At 44.6% G+C, this 16,907-nt stretch carries 14 protein-coding genes; 4 read left to right on the top strand and 10 right to left on the bottom strand.

Translation table 11 applies throughout. The features are described from left to right. Positions 1-5: 5 nt before the first annotated feature. The gene (gene fruB / locus R7E51_RS10270) at positions 6-1,139 is read right to left on the bottom strand and encodes a fused PTS fructose transporter subunit IIA/HPr protein (protein WP_064354756.1); all 1,134 of its coding nucleotides are present in this window, start codon (positions 1,137-1,139) and stop codon (positions 6-8) included. 373 nt (positions 1,140-1,512) lie between these two features. On the opposite strand from fruB, the gene cra reads away from it, so the two are divergent. After that, positions 1,513-2,493 (top strand): catabolite repressor/activator, encoded by a 981-nt coding sequence (gene cra, locus R7E51_RS10265; protein ID WP_206957501.1) that lies wholly within the window; start codon positions 1,513-1,515, stop codon positions 2,491-2,493. Positions 2,494-2,510: 17 nt separating this feature from the next. Here the strand turns inward: cra and R7E51_RS10260 are convergent, their stop codons facing one another. Beyond that, positions 2,511-3,464, bottom strand: coding sequence for an endonuclease/exonuclease/phosphatase family protein (locus tag R7E51_RS10260; RefSeq protein ID WP_025767799.1), 954 nt, complete (start codon positions 3,462-3,464; stop codon positions 2,511-2,513). 226 nt (positions 3,465-3,690) lie between these two features. Between R7E51_RS10260 and R7E51_RS10255 the strand changes: the two genes are divergently transcribed. Beyond that, entirely contained in the window at positions 3,691-4,224 is a 534-nt protein-coding gene (locus tag R7E51_RS10255; RefSeq protein ID WP_005376400.1) for an RNA-binding S4 domain-containing protein, read from the top strand. 106 nt (positions 4,225-4,330) lie between these two features. Here the strand turns inward: R7E51_RS10255 and R7E51_RS10250 are convergent, their stop codons facing one another. The 7 genes from R7E51_RS10250 to R7E51_RS10220 all read right to left on the bottom strand — a co-directional run bounded on the left by R7E51_RS10250 (position 4,331) and on the right by R7E51_RS10220 (position 10,872). Next, positions 4,331-5,149: an EAL domain-containing protein gene (locus R7E51_RS10250; RefSeq protein ID WP_017820958.1), complete on the bottom strand. Its 819-nt coding sequence runs from the start codon at positions 5,147-5,149 to the stop codon at positions 4,331-4,333. Positions 5,150-5,241: 92 nt separating this feature from the next. Next, positions 5,242-6,162, bottom strand: coding sequence for an amino acid ABC transporter permease (locus R7E51_RS10245; RefSeq protein WP_206957503.1), 921 nt, complete (start codon positions 6,160-6,162; stop codon positions 5,242-5,244). 81 nt (positions 6,163-6,243) lie between these two features. Next, positions 6,244-7,062, bottom strand: coding sequence for a transporter substrate-binding domain-containing protein (locus tag R7E51_RS10240; protein WP_206957505.1), 819 nt, complete (start codon positions 7,060-7,062; stop codon positions 6,244-6,246). Positions 7,063-7,071: 9 nt separating this feature from the next. Next, positions 7,072-7,869, bottom strand: a complete 798-nt coding sequence (locus R7E51_RS10235; RefSeq protein WP_005376396.1) for an amino acid ABC transporter permease — start codon at positions 7,867-7,869, stop codon at positions 7,072-7,074. After that, the gene (locus R7E51_RS10230; protein WP_005376395.1) at positions 7,869-8,603 is read right to left on the bottom strand and encodes an amino acid ABC transporter ATP-binding protein; all 735 of its coding nucleotides are present in this window, start codon (positions 8,601-8,603) and stop codon (positions 7,869-7,871) included. The genes R7E51_RS10235 and R7E51_RS10230 overlap by 1 nt, the downstream gene beginning before the upstream one ends. Positions 8,604-8,772: 169 nt before the next feature. Next, positions 8,773-9,429, bottom strand: a complete 657-nt coding sequence (locus tag R7E51_RS10225; protein WP_005376394.1) for a lysoplasmalogenase — start codon at positions 9,427-9,429, stop codon at positions 8,773-8,775. A gap of 294 nt (positions 9,430-9,723) precedes the next feature. Beyond that, positions 9,724-10,872: an iron-containing alcohol dehydrogenase gene (locus R7E51_RS10220; RefSeq protein WP_047103556.1), complete on the bottom strand. Its 1,149-nt coding sequence runs from the start codon at positions 10,870-10,872 to the stop codon at positions 9,724-9,726. Positions 10,873-11,078: 206 nt separating this feature from the next. Between R7E51_RS10220 and R7E51_RS10215 the strand changes: the two genes are divergently transcribed. After that, the gene (locus R7E51_RS10215; protein WP_005386077.1) at positions 11,079-11,960 is read left to right on the top strand and encodes an AraC family transcriptional regulator; all 882 of its coding nucleotides are present in this window, start codon (positions 11,079-11,081) and stop codon (positions 11,958-11,960) included. Positions 11,961-12,237: 277 nt separating this feature from the next. Beyond that, on the top strand, positions 12,238-15,399 hold the full coding sequence (locus tag R7E51_RS10210; RefSeq protein WP_182039382.1) for a chitinase C-terminal domain-containing protein: 3,162 nt from the start codon (positions 12,238-12,240) through the stop codon (positions 15,397-15,399). Between the two features lie 97 nt (positions 15,400-15,496). Here the strand turns inward: R7E51_RS10210 and glgC are convergent, their stop codons facing one another. After that, entirely contained in the window at positions 15,497-16,714 is a 1,218-nt protein-coding gene (gene glgC, locus R7E51_RS10205; RefSeq protein WP_025767797.1) for a glucose-1-phosphate adenylyltransferase, read from the bottom strand. Between the last annotated feature and the right edge of the window lie 193 nt (positions 16,715-16,907).

Raw genomic sequence — 16,907 nt, 5'->3', positions numbered from 1 at the left:
GATCCTTAACCTTCACCAAGGCCAGAAGCGATTGCATTTCCGATAGACTCCAAGGCTTGCGGCGCATCAGGGCCTTCTGCTGTAAATTGAAGTTGGTGACCGTGCTTAACGCCCAGTGCGATGACTTTCATTAGGCTCTTCGCGTTTACTGCTTTTCCATCTCCGTCTAAGTTGGTAACACGTATAGTGGATTCAAACTTTTTCGCTTCTGCGACTAACATTGCCCCAGGACGAGCATGTAGGCCGTGAGAGTTTTTGATTTTAAATACAGCGGTATTGCCTTCTTCTGAAAATGCGGCTGTGACTTCTTCACCTTTGAACAAAGCAAGAATCTGTTCTACTGATGCATCTAAAAGCTTGCCGTGTTCATTGTTAAACACAATGTTAGAAAGCGTTTTTAGGATAGGTTGGTGAGCATTGTTACATGCCGCGAACGCGACAAGTGCACGCACTTTTTGACCTTCATATTCGCAGTCGTTTGCCGTCGAGACAAATGACACGCCTGTGCGAGTGACATGTTTGTCACTGCCAATTAACCACAGGCCATTACCTAAGTGAGTTGGTTGTTTGGTAACGAGATCTGCAACGAATTCGTTATCAGCACATCCCGTATTTTTCAACAGACCACCTGCAACAGCACTCATCTGTAGCATGTCGCTCGCAGGGAACATCAGTTGAATTAAAGAAGCGTCAAAGTCTGCTTCAAGCTGAACATCACCGTGTAGTAGGGCGATGATCTCGTCTTCGTTTTTTGCATTACGCAGACGCTCTTCTACGCCATCTGCGCCTAGCACTTTGGTGAGCTGTTTAAGAATGCCAAGGTGCTCATCAGATTTAGCTGCGATACCGATAGCGACGAACACAGTATTGCCATCACCCCAGTCGACACCTTGTGGGAAGTGGTGCACAGCAACACCCGTTGTTTTCACCATTGCACGAGTGTCGGTTGTACCGTGCGGTATGGCAATACCGTTCCCCAAAAACGTAGAGTTTTGGTTTTCACGGTTTAGCATGCCTTCAACGTAACCTTGCTCAACTAGGCCTTTATCAGTCAGGCTATGAGCAATACTCTTTATTGCTTCAAACTTATCTGTCGCTGATTGCGAGAGGGTAATGTCGTTCTTATTTAGCTTAAGCATGGTGCTTCTCCAGCCTTAAGGTATCAATTTAAAAATGTATTCTGTGTGAGAAGTTGAACGCCGCTTCTTCTGAGCGCTTATCACTCCTCAAACCTTTTATCTTTCAAGCTAAATCGATTCAGCTTGTTGGTAAATTTTTTAAAAGACTCAGAAAAACTGTTTTAAAAACTGAGGTTAACAAACGAGCCTTTGCCGCTGTCCTATAGCCTAGCCTACAAATTGGTTTGTTGTGTATTCAGGTGATTTACGTCAATTTTTAAGTTTTGCTGAATCCTTTCAGCTTTTATACTGAATCGGTTCAGCTTATAATTCAACTTATCGAAAGATCGTTGATGTATTAATATGATCGCGCGCACAGAATAAGGTTTAGAATATGACACTGGATGAAATAGCCAAATTAGCGGGTGTTTCTAAGACAACTGCAAGCTATGTGATTAACGGAAAAGCGCAGAAATACCGCATCAGCGAGAAGACTCAGAAAAAGGTGATGGCCGTTGTAGAAGAGTACAATTATAAGCCAGATCATGCGGCGTCTTCCTTGCGGGCAGGTAATTCACGCTCATTTGGGCTTATCATCCCAGACTTAGAGAACACCAGTTATGCGCGTCTTGCAAAGCTGATAGAGCAAAACTCTCGGAAAGCGGGGTACCAAATTTTGATTGGCTGCTCTGATGATGATCCTGATACAGAGCAAAAGGTGGCGGAAGCATTAGTCAGTCGTCGTATTGATGCGTTGTTTGTGGCAAGTGGTATGCCCACTGCAAACGAGTATTATCTTAAGTTGCAAAATTCTGGTACGCCAGTTATCGCGCTAGACCGTCCAATGGATGATGAGCACTTTTGTTGTGTCATCAGCGAAGATTTTGATGCCGCACTTGAACTCACTCAGTCAGTACTGTCAGAGGGTATTAAGTCCATTGGCTTAATCGGTGCATTGCAAGATCTTCAAGTCTCAAAAGAGCGTGAGCTCGGTTTTCTATCTGCTTCTCAACAAGGTGGTAAAACGGCAACAGTGGGTTATGGACAACACTTCTCCCGGGAAGAAGGCAAGAAAGTCTTAGAGAGATGGTTAACAGAGAACGCATTGCCAGATGCCATTGTTACAACGTCATATACACTGTTAGAAGGTGTGTTGGATGTAATGCTAGAAAAACCAGAACTGATGGGAAAGGTGCGTTTAGCAACATTTGGTGATAATCGACTGCTGGACTTCTTGCCTGTGAAAATCAACTCTTTGCCTCAACAGTTTGAGTTGATCGCGGACAGCGCAATGGAGTTAGCACTCAACGCTTCCGCCAAGCGTTACAAGCCTGGTGTAGAACTTATCCCGCGTAAAATTGTGAAACGTCACTAAGTAACTAAATAGGTTGCTCAAAGCTTTACTTCAGCAGTCAGCGCCACAAATGCGTGGTCGCTGGCGTTTTTATCTCTGTCATAAATCGGGTTGATCAGATGTTGGTTAGACACCTGATAGTCAACAACCTCGGCAACCGATATATCTGATAAGGTATCAAACTCTTGTGAGAGCAAGATATAGTCGAGTACATTCCCAGTGGAAAAATGATAGTGCGTGGCTGGGCGTTCATCCTTCAGGGTGTCACTTTGCAATAACCAACCATCTTTGAGTTGTAATTCAGTGACGCTGTCACCAGTATTGGATACCAATGCGCTGTTAACGCTGATAGGAGTAATAGGTTGATTCATATCGCCCATTAACACTGTCGGCATTGGTTCTTTTCGATACCTCTTTTGCATCGCGTCTCTTAACATCGCTGCTTCCCAGCCTCTTTGCTGGGTGGATAACCAGCGCCCAATAATCGTGCTAGACGTTTCTGGTTGTTCTGAGTCGGCCGGGCGTTGAGATTTCAGGTGCGTTACGTAAACGGCGATATGACCAAGTACAGGATGTATTACTTGGGCATAGATAGGTTTGCGACTGAACTCTGGAGCAACACTTACTCCAAAAGGCTCAAGCGTTGCTAAGTCAAACTCTACCGCTTGTACTTTTTCTATTGGAAACCGAGAGGCGATTGCCACAACAGGGCTTGAGTAAATGTACTCATCCTCAACATGTGGGGTGTCAACGGTCGCAAAGTAGGGGTAGCCGATGGTTGAAAAGAATGCCTGGGTCTTCTCGATACTGAATACTTCTTGTAAGCCAATCACGTCGCCTTCCAGTTTTTCAACTTGACGTTGCGTCCACGAAAGTTTGTCTCGCCATTGCTCTAACGAGTATATGTTCTCGAAATCATAGTAGGCGTTAGGCGGTGCGACAAAATTAAACAAGTTCGCAGTGACAAAGGTAATTCTACTTGGTTGAGACAAAGTATTCGCTCTTTTCAACAATAACTTAGAGAGTATATACCTTCAGGTTGCGTAATTGCAGCTTCGTTTGAGCTACGCATCGGTATACAAGCTAACAAGCGACAAGTTAAATGGGTTAAGAGGTGCTCAAATGCCAAGGCGAATCGGTGATTGAACATCGGCAGAGGTTTCTATTTTTAAGCATTGCGTTTAAACTTCAGGGCATCAAATAGTAAGAGTAAGTAACATGACCCAAGATTACGACCACGAAGAGTATTTAGAAGGCGAAGAGATTGAGATCGAAGCGATTGGCATCGATGTTGATGCGCATCCAATCGAACTGTACAAGCTTTTTAAAATCGCAAACTTGGTCAGCGGTGGCGGCGAAGCAAAACATATCATCGAGGAAGGCTACGTCGCGGTGAATGGTGAACTAGAAACACGTAAGCGCCGCAAGATGTATGATGGTGACTTTTTTGAGTTTAACCAGGAATATTATGTTGTGGTTTGCGATGCGCCAGTAACCGAACCTGAAACGGCAGAGCAAAAAGCAGAAAAGAAAGCGAAAAAAGAAGCGCAGTCTTCTCGTAAAGATAAGTCTCGTCAAAGTAAGTCACCTAAAGCCTCTGGGCCTAAATCAACAGGCCGTAAAGCGGCACATAAAGAGCGTAAAGCGCAGAAAGAAGCGTTGTCTCAGTCTGCTAAGAAAGGCAAAAAAGAAGACAAACCGCAAGCCACTCGTGATCCGAAGAGTGGACGTAATTCTATTGATTTTTTCTAGGGAAATGAACGCTTAACTAAATAAGTGACATCTGAGTAAAACTAAAAAGCGCCGAGCATATTATATCGGCGCTTTTTTGGTTTCACTGTGCTGTAAGTGGGTAGTGTTAATGCACTGTCGTCTCGATGTTTAGGCTATCTGTCCAGTGATGAATGGCGCAAGGCTTTCCTAAGTAAAAGCCTTGGTAATAATCCAAATTAAGTTGATACATAGCTTGTAGCTGCACGTCTTCTTCAACCCCTTCTATAATGACTTTTGCTCCCATATGATCCGCTAGATCAACGGCGCTATGTATGGAAAAGGTTTCTCCGGCGCAGTAGTCTAGTAAATAGGAACGATCGATTTTGATGATGTCAGGGCAGAGCTGCTGAACACGTGCGATATCAGAATGTTGGGCGCCAAAATCATCGATAGCAAAGATAAAACCATTTGCTTTCATTAACTGTACGGCTTTGATTAATAAATCCGTATCTCCGCATGACTCTTCGACTACTTCAAAAACTACGTCTGATGGGCTCATACCAAGTTCGGAAAGGCGTTTGTAAAGCAGGCCGTTATCTTTAAAGCCCATGTCTTTGGTTAGTGTGAGTAGCGTTTGAGGCATGACGTTAAGAAACAGTTTGATCGGCGTCCCTGCGAAATAGCGTGCGAAATTTCGAATGTGCATTGCTCTGGATAAAAACTCTACACATAAGCGAAAGTAGGGATCAAGACCATTATTGGCCAGAAACACGTCAGGACGAATTAGGGAACCATCAATGCCACGAATACGCAGTAAGGCTTCCATACCAATAATACGTTGGCGTCTATCAAAAATTGGCTGATAAACACTGTGAAAAGTGAATTGATTGAGAACTACGTAATATTCACCAAGATTATCTTGTTTTATGTATCGCTCGTAGTCGGATTGATTCTTTAACTCCATGAAAAACGCCGAAAATTTAGCATCTTGCCAATGTAACAGGGTGCAATTCTGATTTGAAGAATCAAATGTGCCTAATTACATATGCGGTTGAGTTAATTTGAAATGGCTTCCGATTTTGCTTCAATATGGCGGAAAATAAGTGACAGACCAAAACAGATTAAGAAGTAAGCAAGGCCGACAATCAACCAAATTTCAAATATATACCCTGATGAATTTGCCATCTCTGTCCCAACAAACGTCATTTCTTGTATCGAAATCAGTGAAACAATAGAGGTGTCTTTCACCAAAGAGATTGTTTGACCGGCAAGTGCAGGTGTTATTGATTTAAGCACCTGTGGCGCGATAACAAATCGGTATTTCACCCATCGAGACAAGCCCAATGAGTCAGCCGCTTCCCACTGACCTTGGTCGATACTTTGTAAACCACCGCGCACAACTTCTGCAATGTAGGCAGAAGAGAGTAAGCCGACGCATAACACGCCAGAGGCAAGGTTTTCCCAAAGGTTTGAAGGCCCAAACAGAAAGCGCTGTAGTGCATTTGGTTCGCCGTTGTAGTTTCGTAGAAGATCTTCCAAACCGAGTAACGGGATCAATTGGTTAGAAATGAAAAAGTAGAAAATAAAAACAAACACCAACGGAGGGATGTTTCTCACTAACTGGATAAACGCATTGGCAGGTGTGCGCAACCAAACGGAACGAGAGAAGCGTGCTAAGCCTAACAAAGTGCCAAACACTAATGCGAAGCTGATGCTCCAAATACTGAGCCTTAACGTCGAAATCAAACCTTGGAAGAAGTAGGGCAAACCACCACCTGCTCTAGGCGTGAAAAGTAATTCAAGCGCCTCTTTCCACTGCCACAAATAATGCACACCAACAGCGGACCGATGGTACAGCCAAACACCACCGATACCGCACATAACAAGTAGTACCCAGTCTAGTGTGTTTAATTGCGGTAAAAGGTAGCCTGTGCTGGATTTCGCGGGTGCTGTGCGAGTGGTAGTGTGTTCGCCCAAAAATTTGACTCCGATAAGTTATGGAAAAGTAAAATGGATGATTGGAGAGTATAGGCTCGCGGCGTCCACGAGCCATTTAGATTACTGGCCTTGCGCGACTTGATCTTGCCAATCTAATGTCGAGAACCAGTATTCATAACGTTGTTTTAACCATCCATCTTGGGTTCTTGTTTCAATCCATTTATTGAAAAAGGCCTTTTTATCTTCTTCCCCCAAGCGAACTGCAAAGGCTTCGTTACCTTGTGATAGTCGCTCAGAGAATGGAAGGAATAGTTTGTCGCTGTGTTTCACTGTCTCATGTTCTGGTTTTGGGCTAGAAGCAATTACCGCGTGGGCGTTACCATTCAGCACCTCTTGGAACGCTTGCGCGTCGTCATCAAATTGCAGGATCTTCGCTTTCGGGAAGGTTTCTCTGGCTACTTGAACGGTGAATGCGCCGCGACGAGCCGCAATTTTTACGCGTCGTGAGTCAAAATCCGAAAATTCGCTAAAACCAGAGGCGAGTTCTTTGTTTGCTGCTACTTGAACGCCTGAGTGCGAGTAGGGCTCAGTAAACAAGACGCTTCTGGAACGCTCAGGCGTAACCGACATGCCACCGATGATCACGTCGAACTTTTTCGCCAGTAGTGCGGGAATAATGCCATCCCACGCAGTCGGTACGAATTCCACTTTCAAACCTGAATCTTGTGCTAAGCGTTTGGCAACATCGATTTCAAAACCGATTAACTCGCCTTGCTTGTTACGCATTGCCCAAGGTACAAATGTTGACATACCAACGCGCAAAGTGCCTCGTTCTTTGATTTGATCTACATTGGGTGTGGCGACATCTTCTTTCGCGATTGTAGGCATAGCTATGGCTAGCCCTAATAATGCAGTAATGGTCGCTTTGAATAACTTCATGTTATCTCCTTATAATTTGCGCCAACTGGCTCCGAGTTTGTGTTCTAGCCATGCAGACAAGCCAGAAAGTGACAGAGTGAGAGCAAGATAAATTGCTGCCACGGTAAACCAAATTTCGAACGGCATCGCCGTCTCTGAGACGATGTTGCGTGCCTGTGTCGTTAGATCAAAAATCGCCATCACGCTTACAATGGAAGAGTTTTTGATCAAAGAAACCACTTCATTGGTTAATGGCGGTAATGTGCGCTGTAAAACCTGAGGCAAAATCACGTCTTTGTAGGTGTAAAACGGTGATAGTCCGAGAGTTTGTGCTGCTTCGAATTGCCCTTTAGGAATACTGTTTAAACCTGCACGGAATATTTCCGCGGTGTAGGCACCTTGGAAAAGGGATAATGCCAAAACGGCGGTGCTGAATCGGTCCAAACCAATCACGGGGCCAAACACGAAGTAGAGTAAATAGATTTGCACCAACAACGGCGTGTTACGTATTACTTCGACATAAGTGGTACCAATAACATTGCCGACTTTCGAATCGCTAAGCCTTAGTAACGCGGTGACCAACCCCAACACTAAGGTAAAAAATAGACTAATAGCAGAGATGTTAAGCGTGACCAATAGCCCATCAATAAGTTCTGCCGGCCACCATTCGCCATCTTCATAAAAAGCGATGTAATCAGGTACGCGCTCCCATTGCCATTGATAGCCCATAGCGTCGGCACCAGAGTCCAACACCCACACAATCGCTATGAAGAGGAGCGTCATTTGCAGTAAAGCTTGAAGGACAGGTTTGATTACGCGAACTATCATCAGTAACTTAAAATTTGGTTCAAAAATGCTTGGGTGCGTGGATGCTGTGGTGTCTCAAATAAGGCGACTGGAGAGTTCATTTCCAAGATTTGGCCTTCATCCATAAATACCACGCGGTTCGCTACTTTTTTGGCAAATCCCATTTCATGCGTGACGCAAATCATCGTCATTCCGCTTTGAGCCAGCTCAACCATGACATCCAACACTTCGTTGATCATTTCCGGATCAAGCGCTGAAGTTGGCTCGTCAAACAGGAGTAAATCCGGTTCCATACACAAGGAGCGGGCAATCGCGACGCGTTGCTGCTGACCGCCAGAAAGCTGGATAGGATACTTACTCGCTTGCTCTTCAATATTGACTCGCTTTAGGTAATGTTTTGCGCGTTTTTCAGCTTCTTGTTTTGATAATTTGAGTGTGCGAATCGGCGCTAAGGTGAGGTTTTCCAGTACAGTCAAGTGAGGAAAAAGGTGAAAGTGTTGGAACACCATGCCGATTTTACCGGGCTTGAGAGATTTTGCGTGAGAAGGCTGGTCGAACACATGAAGCTGGCCTTCTTGAATCGATTCAAGATGGTTGATGCAACGAATGAGCGTTGATTTTCCGGAACCTGAAGGGCCACACACCACGACGATCTCGCCAGAATGCACGGAGAAGTTGATGTCTTTTAGAGCGTGGTAATCGCCATACCACTTATTTACGTCGCTAAACTCAACGACGGGAGTATTCTCTTTCAAAGGGGCACGCTATAACGGAAAAATATCCTTTTACAATAGCAAGTTGTGCGCGTAATTTCATTAAGAATAAGCTAATGTTTAGGCGATGATTTTAAGACTCTATTCAGATCGCTTACAAGATACATCCATGTTTCTTTAATGTTGGTGCAGTCTAGAGTCTAGAGTATGACTAACTCAGTTCAACGAGATACGGATAACGAACAACAATCGCAACAACAGACATAACCATTAGTGTCTGTGCAGAATAGTAGGTCACCATGACAACTTGTCGTGAAAATATTGACCGTCCTCCAAAGCGTTCGAAAGCCAATACGATGCCAGAGATAATAAAGATAAAGCTTCCGAGCACTGCAAAAGAGGAGGATTGTGTTTTCCCACTCAAATAATACTCGATCGAAGCCCAGCACATAGTCATCAGTACCAATATATAACTAGCAACTGGCCGTTTTTCTTTACCGAGATCCGGTCGGAACAACCAGTAGACGCATATACCGAGTCCGAACAAGGCAATTGGGAGCCAAGGTGTAAAATGCCACGCTGACATGATGGCAAAACCATAACTATAGGAGAGATGTGCAGAGCAAAAGAGCACTAATCCTGTAATGAACTTGTCTCTAGGGAGCATTAATAACACGTCACCAAGCAACGAGAGCGATAAGCCAATCAAAATCCAATGCGCATATGGCATTGGGTAAGCCGGGGACTGAATTAAAATACCAAGCATACAGAGCACTGGTAATGGTTTAGAAACGTAAAAGAGCCATTTAGAGCCTTTACGGATACTGATGATATGTATGAATGCTAATACGACAACAACTAGCCACATAAAGTGTTTTCTCGAACAGACAAAATTATGTAGTACATCACTACAACAAATCAAAACTTAATTAACGAGTTAACTCGTTCTTTGATCTCAATTATTTTTATTTGTGTAAAGCTGGACAGTTGTCTCTTTACTAACCAACACGGCCGATTTTTTGTCTGGAGGGAATCGTTGTTTTTAGAAGCCTCCTCGTTTTGAACGTGATGTGGCTTACAAAATAGCATAAAAAAACGGTATTGTGACTGTTAAGTCACAATACCGTTAAACCCTAGGAAGGGCAGTGAAGAATTGTTGCAGTTATGAGACAGCTAACTCTAAGATTTCTCGGCTACGTTCAAGTGTGATCGCCTGGTTTTCACCTAAAACAGTCATGCCGTGTTTGTTTAGTTGATCAATGATGGCATCGATAGCTTGTTCACGGCTCTCACCATAGTTTTCGAGCTTAGTTGCGACATCAAGTTGATGATAAAACGCTTCGATAGATTCGATTGTGCGCTCTGCTAAATCTTCACCTGCTTCAAGACCAAATACGTTGCGACCCATTTGTTCTAACTTAGGGCGCTTAAACTGCATTTGGTTACGAAGTAACGACGGTTGGACAATTGCAAGAGAACGCGCATGATCAACGCCCCATAGAGCCGTTAATTCATGGCCGATCATATGTGTTGCCCAGTCTTGTGGAACGCCACTACCAATTAACCCATTCAATGCTTGGTTAGCAGACCACATTAAGTTTGCGCGCCACATATCGTCGTCTCGTTCCGCAAACTGTTCTCCGAGTGTTTTTAAAGTTTTCAGCAGTGTTTCTGCGTAACCATCTTGAACCATTGCACCGGTAGGAAGCGTCAAGTATTGCTCACATACGTGCACCCATGCGTCAACAATGCCGTTGATAAGCTGGCGTTCTGGCAGTGTTTTCATTACATCTGGGTCTAACACGGCAAATTTTGGCTGCACTGCTGGAGACATGAACGGAAGTTTGTCTTGAGTTTCTTTTTTAGTGATAACTGCGCCCATGTTTGACTCTGAGCCTGTTGCTGGCAATGTCAAAATTGCAGCTAGAGGCGTCGCTTCAGTGACTTGGTGCTTACCAATCATGATATCCCAACCATCACCATCATACTTTGATGCCGCTGCTACGTATTTGGAGCCATCGATGACTGAACCACCACCTACCGCTAAAATAAAGTCAACGCCATGCTCTTTTACCATTGCGACTGCTTTATCGAGTGTTTCTTTGGTTGGGTTTGGTTCAACACCTGAAAACTCTAGCCATTCATGTGCCTCAAGAGCTTCTGCTACTTGGTCGTACACGCCATTTTTTTTGATGGAGCCACCACCGTATACCACTAAAACTTTTTGGTCGGATGGGATAGCTTCTTTGATTGCAGCGATTTGTTTTTGACCAAAGAAAATCTTGGTTGGGTTTACATAAGAAAAGTTCATTATTAGCCCTCTTGCTTCCAGTGAAGGAGATTGAATACATGCATATTAGTCCTGATTAACGATCGTTAACAGGTCGATTTCTGCAAATAATTTGCCTATTTCTACAAAATTAATGCTCTTGAGCTAGAAAGTTAAAGTCGAGAGGAAGTATAGTGCTCGAAACGATAATAGAGACCAAACTCGTTGGTCATTGATGGAGCACTCTAATGCACACTCTCGCAGATATCATGCAGCAATATGTTGAAAAGCAGGGGCTGCATGACCTAGAAGGTATGAAGAAAACAGCGATAGATGGCGTATGGTTTTATCGCAGTAGCAAAGGGAATCATCGCCAGCCGTTTGTCTATCAGTCCGGCATCATCGTATTGGGTCAAGGGCATAAGAACATTCATATTGGTGATACACCAGTGCAATATGGGCCCGAAGATTACCTTGTTGTCGGGGTTCCCATGCCATTAGAGTGCGAAGCGTTTGCGACAAACAATGAGCCTTTACTTGGCATTTCGATAGATATTTCGCCAACGCTTCTTCATAAACTCGTTAAAAAATTAGAGGCTGAGAAATTCAGTAATAAGTGTCTGGATGCAACCCGTTGCGGCCTTAAGTCGGTACGTATGAATGAAGGTATGTTGGATGCGTGCAAGCGGTTAATGAAAGCAATGTGTAACGAGCTTGATGTCATCATGCTTGGCGAGCTGCTTCTTGAGGAAATTGTGTATCGTACTTTGGTGAGCAAAGAGGGGTATGTTTTATTTGACCTAGCACATCAAGAAGGTTCTTACGCGAGGGTCGCTAAAGCACTAAATCGCGTGCATCAAGCGTATCATGAACAGTTGAACGTACAAGCATTGGCTGAAGAAGCCAACATGAGTGTGTCTGCTTTCCATCAAGCATTTCGCAATGTCACGCTTGAATCTCCGTTGCAATATATTAAGAAAGTTCGACTTAACAAAGCGCGCGAATTGATCCAGTTAGAGGGGAGACGTGTTAATGATGCAGCGAGAATGGTCGGTTACACGAGCCCATCACAGTTTAGTCGCGAGTACAAGCGGCATTTTAATGAAACGCCAAGGTCAACAAAGGCTTAGTGATCTTTATTTCAAAATGGCGACTTTTTTTACCTTTTTTATTAATTTGCGAGTGACATATTTATTTAAGTTATAAAATTAGTTACTGGTGCCAAATAATAGGTACGTTGTTGCAATCATTTAGTGGATTGTTGCGAGGCGGTGTGGAAAACTCGTAAATAGATAGTGTGAAATCACCAACTTGTACTTAAGTTATTTTACGTCGAAATAAAAGTATAGATGCGCTTCGTTTAGCGCATTTAGTATTGTTTTAACAATAACTTAAGGAAGAGCGATTATGCACCTTAAAAACGGCAACGCAGTGAAAAACGTGTTCACACTAAGCACACTCACCGCTTCTTGTCTTATGGCCTTCAATAGCTACGCAGCAGTTGACTGTGCCCCTCTAGAAACTTGGCAATCATCAAAAGTTTATAACGGTGGCGACCAAGTTCAGCATGAAGGTAATGCTTATAAAGCGCGTTACTGGACGCAAAACAATAATCCAGCGCAATCTGGTGAGTGGGGCGAGTGGGAAACACTTGGCGCTTGTGATGGCACTGGACCGGTTGATCCACCTCAGAATGAAGTCCCGACGGTTACTCTGACATCGCCTTCTGCGTCGGCTTCTGTGACTGCGGGTGATGTTGTTAACCTAGCTGCAGATGCGGCAGATACTGATGGGACTGTTAGCAAAGTAGAGTTCTTTGTTGATGGTGTATTAGTTGGTCAGGCAACGTCTGCGCCGTATGCTGCATCGTGGACAGCAACTGAAGGACAGCACGAGTTCTCTACCAAGGCCTATGACGATGCAGGTGCCGTTAGTACGGCAAGTGTTGTGACGTTAACTGTGGCATCAGCGCAACCTGGTAACGAAGCGCCGACAGTGGATGTCGCGCTTTCTGCGAGCTCTATTGACCTGGGTGGTTCCGTAACACTGACTGCAAATGCTACGGATGCGGATGGTACCGTTGCTAAAGTTGATTTTTATGTTGCAGGTGTGCTTGCTGGCACTGCTACAACAGCGCCATACACGCTGGATGTAACCCCTTCACAAGCTGGCTCATTAAGTGTTTATGCGAGAGCAACCGATGATGCTGGAGCAACAGCAGATTCTGCAATTGCGACGTTAACAGTAAACGGCGGCGCAGTGACATCTAATTGTCGTCCTGATGGTCTTTATCAAACAACGGGTGTAGATGTTCCTTACTGTTCTATTTATGACGAAGAAGGCCGTGAGAAAATGGGGGCTGATCACCCACGTCGTGTAATCGGCTACTTCACCAGTTGGCGATCAGGTGACGACCCACAATCGACTTACCTTGTTAAAGACATTCCTTGGGAACAACTTACTCACATTAACTACGCGTTTGTGAGCATTGGTTCTGACGGCAAAGTAAACGTTGGCGACGTAAATGATCCTAACAACCCTGCTACAGGTAAAACTTGGCCAGGCGTTGAGGTAGATCCTGCTCTTGGTTTTAAAGGTCATTTTGGTGCACTAGCAACTTACAAGCAAAAACATGATGTTAAAACGCTAATCTCGATTGGTGGTTGGGCTGAAACGGGCGGTCACTTCGATACGAACGGCGATCGTGTAGCTGATGGTGGCTTCTACACCATGACGACGAATGCGGACGGTTCTATTAATCATGCTGGTATTGAGAAGTTCGCAACTTCTGCCGTTGAAATGATGCGTCAGTACAAGTTCGATGGCCTAGATATTGACTATGAATACCCGACGTCAATGGCTGGTGCTGGTAACCCTTACGACAAAGACTTCATGGAACCACGTCGTCAGTATTTATGGGCGTCTTACCAAGAGCTGATGAAAGTATTGCGTGAGAAACTTGATGCGGCATCCGCGCAAGATGGTATTCATTATATGCTGACTATCGCAGCACCATCTTCAGGTTACTTGCTACGTGGGATGGAAACCTTCGATGTAACTAAGTATCTAGACTACGTAAACATCATGTCTTACGACTTGCATGGGGCTTGGAATGATCACGTTGGTCATAACGCGGCTTTATTCGATACAGGTAAAGACTCTGAGCTAGCGCAGTGGAACGTATACGGCACTGCTGCATACGGTGGTATCGGTTACTTGAACACAGACTGGGCTTACCATTACTTCCGTGGCTCTATGCCAGCAGGTCGTATCAACATTGGTGTTCCTTACTACACCCGTGGTTGGCAAGGTGTTACTGGTGGCGACAATGGCCTTTGGGGCCGAGCGGCACTACCAAACCAAGCAGAGTGCCAACCGGGCACAGGTGAAGGTGAGAAGAACAACTGTGGTCACGGCGCTATTGGTATCGACAACATGTGGCATGATACCGACCCTAAAGGAAACGAAATGGGCGCTGGTTCTAACCCAATGTGGCATGCTAAGAACCTAGAAAACGGTATTTGGGGCTCTTACGCAGCTGCTTACGGTCTTGACCCTGTCAACGATCCTTCAGATAAGTTTGTTGGTACTTATACTCGTCATTACGATAGCGTTGCTGTGGCACCTTGGTTGTGGAACGCAGAGAAGAGCGTATTCCTATCTACGGAAGATAAAGCTTCTATCGAGGTGAAAGCCGATTACGTTATCGATAAAGAGATCGGCGGTATCATGTTCTGGGAACTAGCCGGTGACTACAACTGTTACGTACTGGATGCAAATGGTAATCGTACGGCAGTAGATGCAACTGAACAAGCTTGTGCGGCGGGTAATGGTGAATACCACATGGGTAACACTATGACCAAAGCTATCTACGACAAGTTTAAGTCTGCGACGCCTTACGGTAACAAAGTAGCGACTGGTCCAACACCAACTGAAGCAGTAGACATTACTGTTAGTGTTGGCGGCTTCAAAGTTGGCGACCAAAACTACCCAATTAACCCGAAAATCACGTTTACGAACAACACTGGTCAAGCGATCCCTGGCGGTACTGAATTCCAATTCGATATCCCAGTATCTGCGCCGGACAATGCGAAAGACCAATCAGGTGGTGGTTTGAAAGTGATTGCTTCTGGACATACTCGAGCAAACAACATTGGTGGCTTAGATGGCGTAATGCACCGTGTGTCGTTCTCTCTACCAGCATGGAAAGACTTGCCAGCGGGCGGCACTTACGAGCTTGATATGGTTTACTATCTACCAATCTCTGGTCCGGCTAACTACTCAGTGATTTCTGGTGGTAAAGAGTTTGCGTTTAAGTTTGAACAGCCAGATCTACCAATTGGTGACCTAAATGCGGGCACGGGTGGTGGTACCACTGAACCAGGTACGTGTGATACGACAGGTTTAGTGACATACCCAGCTCTGCCACAAACGGATTGGGCAGGTAATCCAAGCCACGCTAACCAAGGTGATAAGATCATCCACAACGGTGTGGTTTACCAAGCGAACTGGTGGACAGCGGCTGAACCGGGTACAGATGGTAGCTGGTCAACGGTATGTAACATCTAATTATTATGGATTATTTGTTATAGCCTAATGTTTACAGGCACTTAAACAAAAGCGCACGATGATTATCGTGCGCTTTTTTGTTGTGATAGTTTGTCGTTTAATCGAATTGGTAACTTTCAGGTATGACGACAATACCTTTGTCTGAGATTTTAAATCGCTTCGCATCTTCAAGTTTGTTGATGCCAATTTGAGTATGTGGCGGAATACGAACATGTTTATCAACTATGCAGTTGACCAACTGACTTCCTTCACCGACTTCTACGTCATCAAAAATGATGGAATCGACTACCGTTGCACTATCTTGAATGCGTACATTAGAGGAAATAATGGAGTGCTGTACCGAGCCTCCGGAATTGATGACACCGGTAGCAATGATGGAGTTAATAAAAATGCCTTCATTACCCGTGGCCGACGATACAGTACGAGCTGGTGGAAACTGCGGCTCGTAAGTACGAATCGCCCAATTAGACTGATAAAGGTTCATTGGCGGCACAGGTTCTAGTAGATCCATATTCGCTTCATAGAAGGAATCAATGGTACCCACGTCGCGCCAATAGCAATCTTTATCGACGCGCCCTTTACTGCCACAGAATTGATAAGCGTAAACGGATTCGGTATCAATTAGCTTAGGTATGATGTCTTTTCCGAAGTCATGGCTTGATGAATCGAGTTTTGAGTCTTCTTCAAGCGCTTCTTTCAAAACATCCATATCAAAGATATATATTCCCATAGAAACAAGGCTTCTGGTCGCGCTTCCAGGAAGAGTAGGTGGGGTTTCAGGTTTCTCTATAAACGAAGTAACGAGCCCGTTTTCTGTGGTGCCCATTACACCGAATGCTGAAGCATCCTCTACGGGAACATCCATACAGGCAACGGTGAGCTTAGCACCTTTCTCTTTATGCTCTTCAAGCATTGCGGCGTAGTCCATTCGATAGATATGATCGCCGGATAACACAACCACATACTTTGCATCATTTCGCGATAGCAACCACATGTTGTGATAAATCGCATCGGCGGTTCCTTCATACCATGCACCACCTTTGCGCATTTGTGGTGGAACAGCAGTAATGTACTCGCCTAGCTCTGGATTGAATATCGACCAGCCGTCTCGTAAGTGTTTTTGAAGTGAATGAGATTTATATTGGGTTAAAACAAGGATCTTGCGTAAACCCGAATGTAAACAATTGGTTAGTGTGAAATCTATAATTCTATATTTTCCGCCAAAAGGTACGGCTGGCTTGGTTCTGTCATCGGTGAGTGGGCTGAGTCTAGACCCCATCCCTCCTGCTAAAATTACGGCGAGTGCGTCTTCCATAGTATTCCCTTTCCCTTTTCTGACATGCATCAAAACGGTGCTAACCTGAAGGAGGTGGTATGCAACGCAGAGGTTTTGAAAAGCATGTGCTAATGTGCTTATTAGTGAAAAGTCTACTACAAGAATCGAGCCATAGAATATCTCCTTAAAAATCAAGGAGGTTAAAATTTCACTGTAAGACAACTGCACCATA

The sequence above is a fragment of the Vibrio sp. Vb1166 genome, from assembly GCF_033338695.1.
Lineage (GTDB): Bacteria > Pseudomonadota > Gammaproteobacteria > Enterobacterales > Vibrionaceae > Vibrio > Vibrio alginolyticus.
The sequence above is the reverse complement of the archived record's forward strand: the minus strand, read 5'-3'. Positions and strand labels throughout refer to the sequence as shown.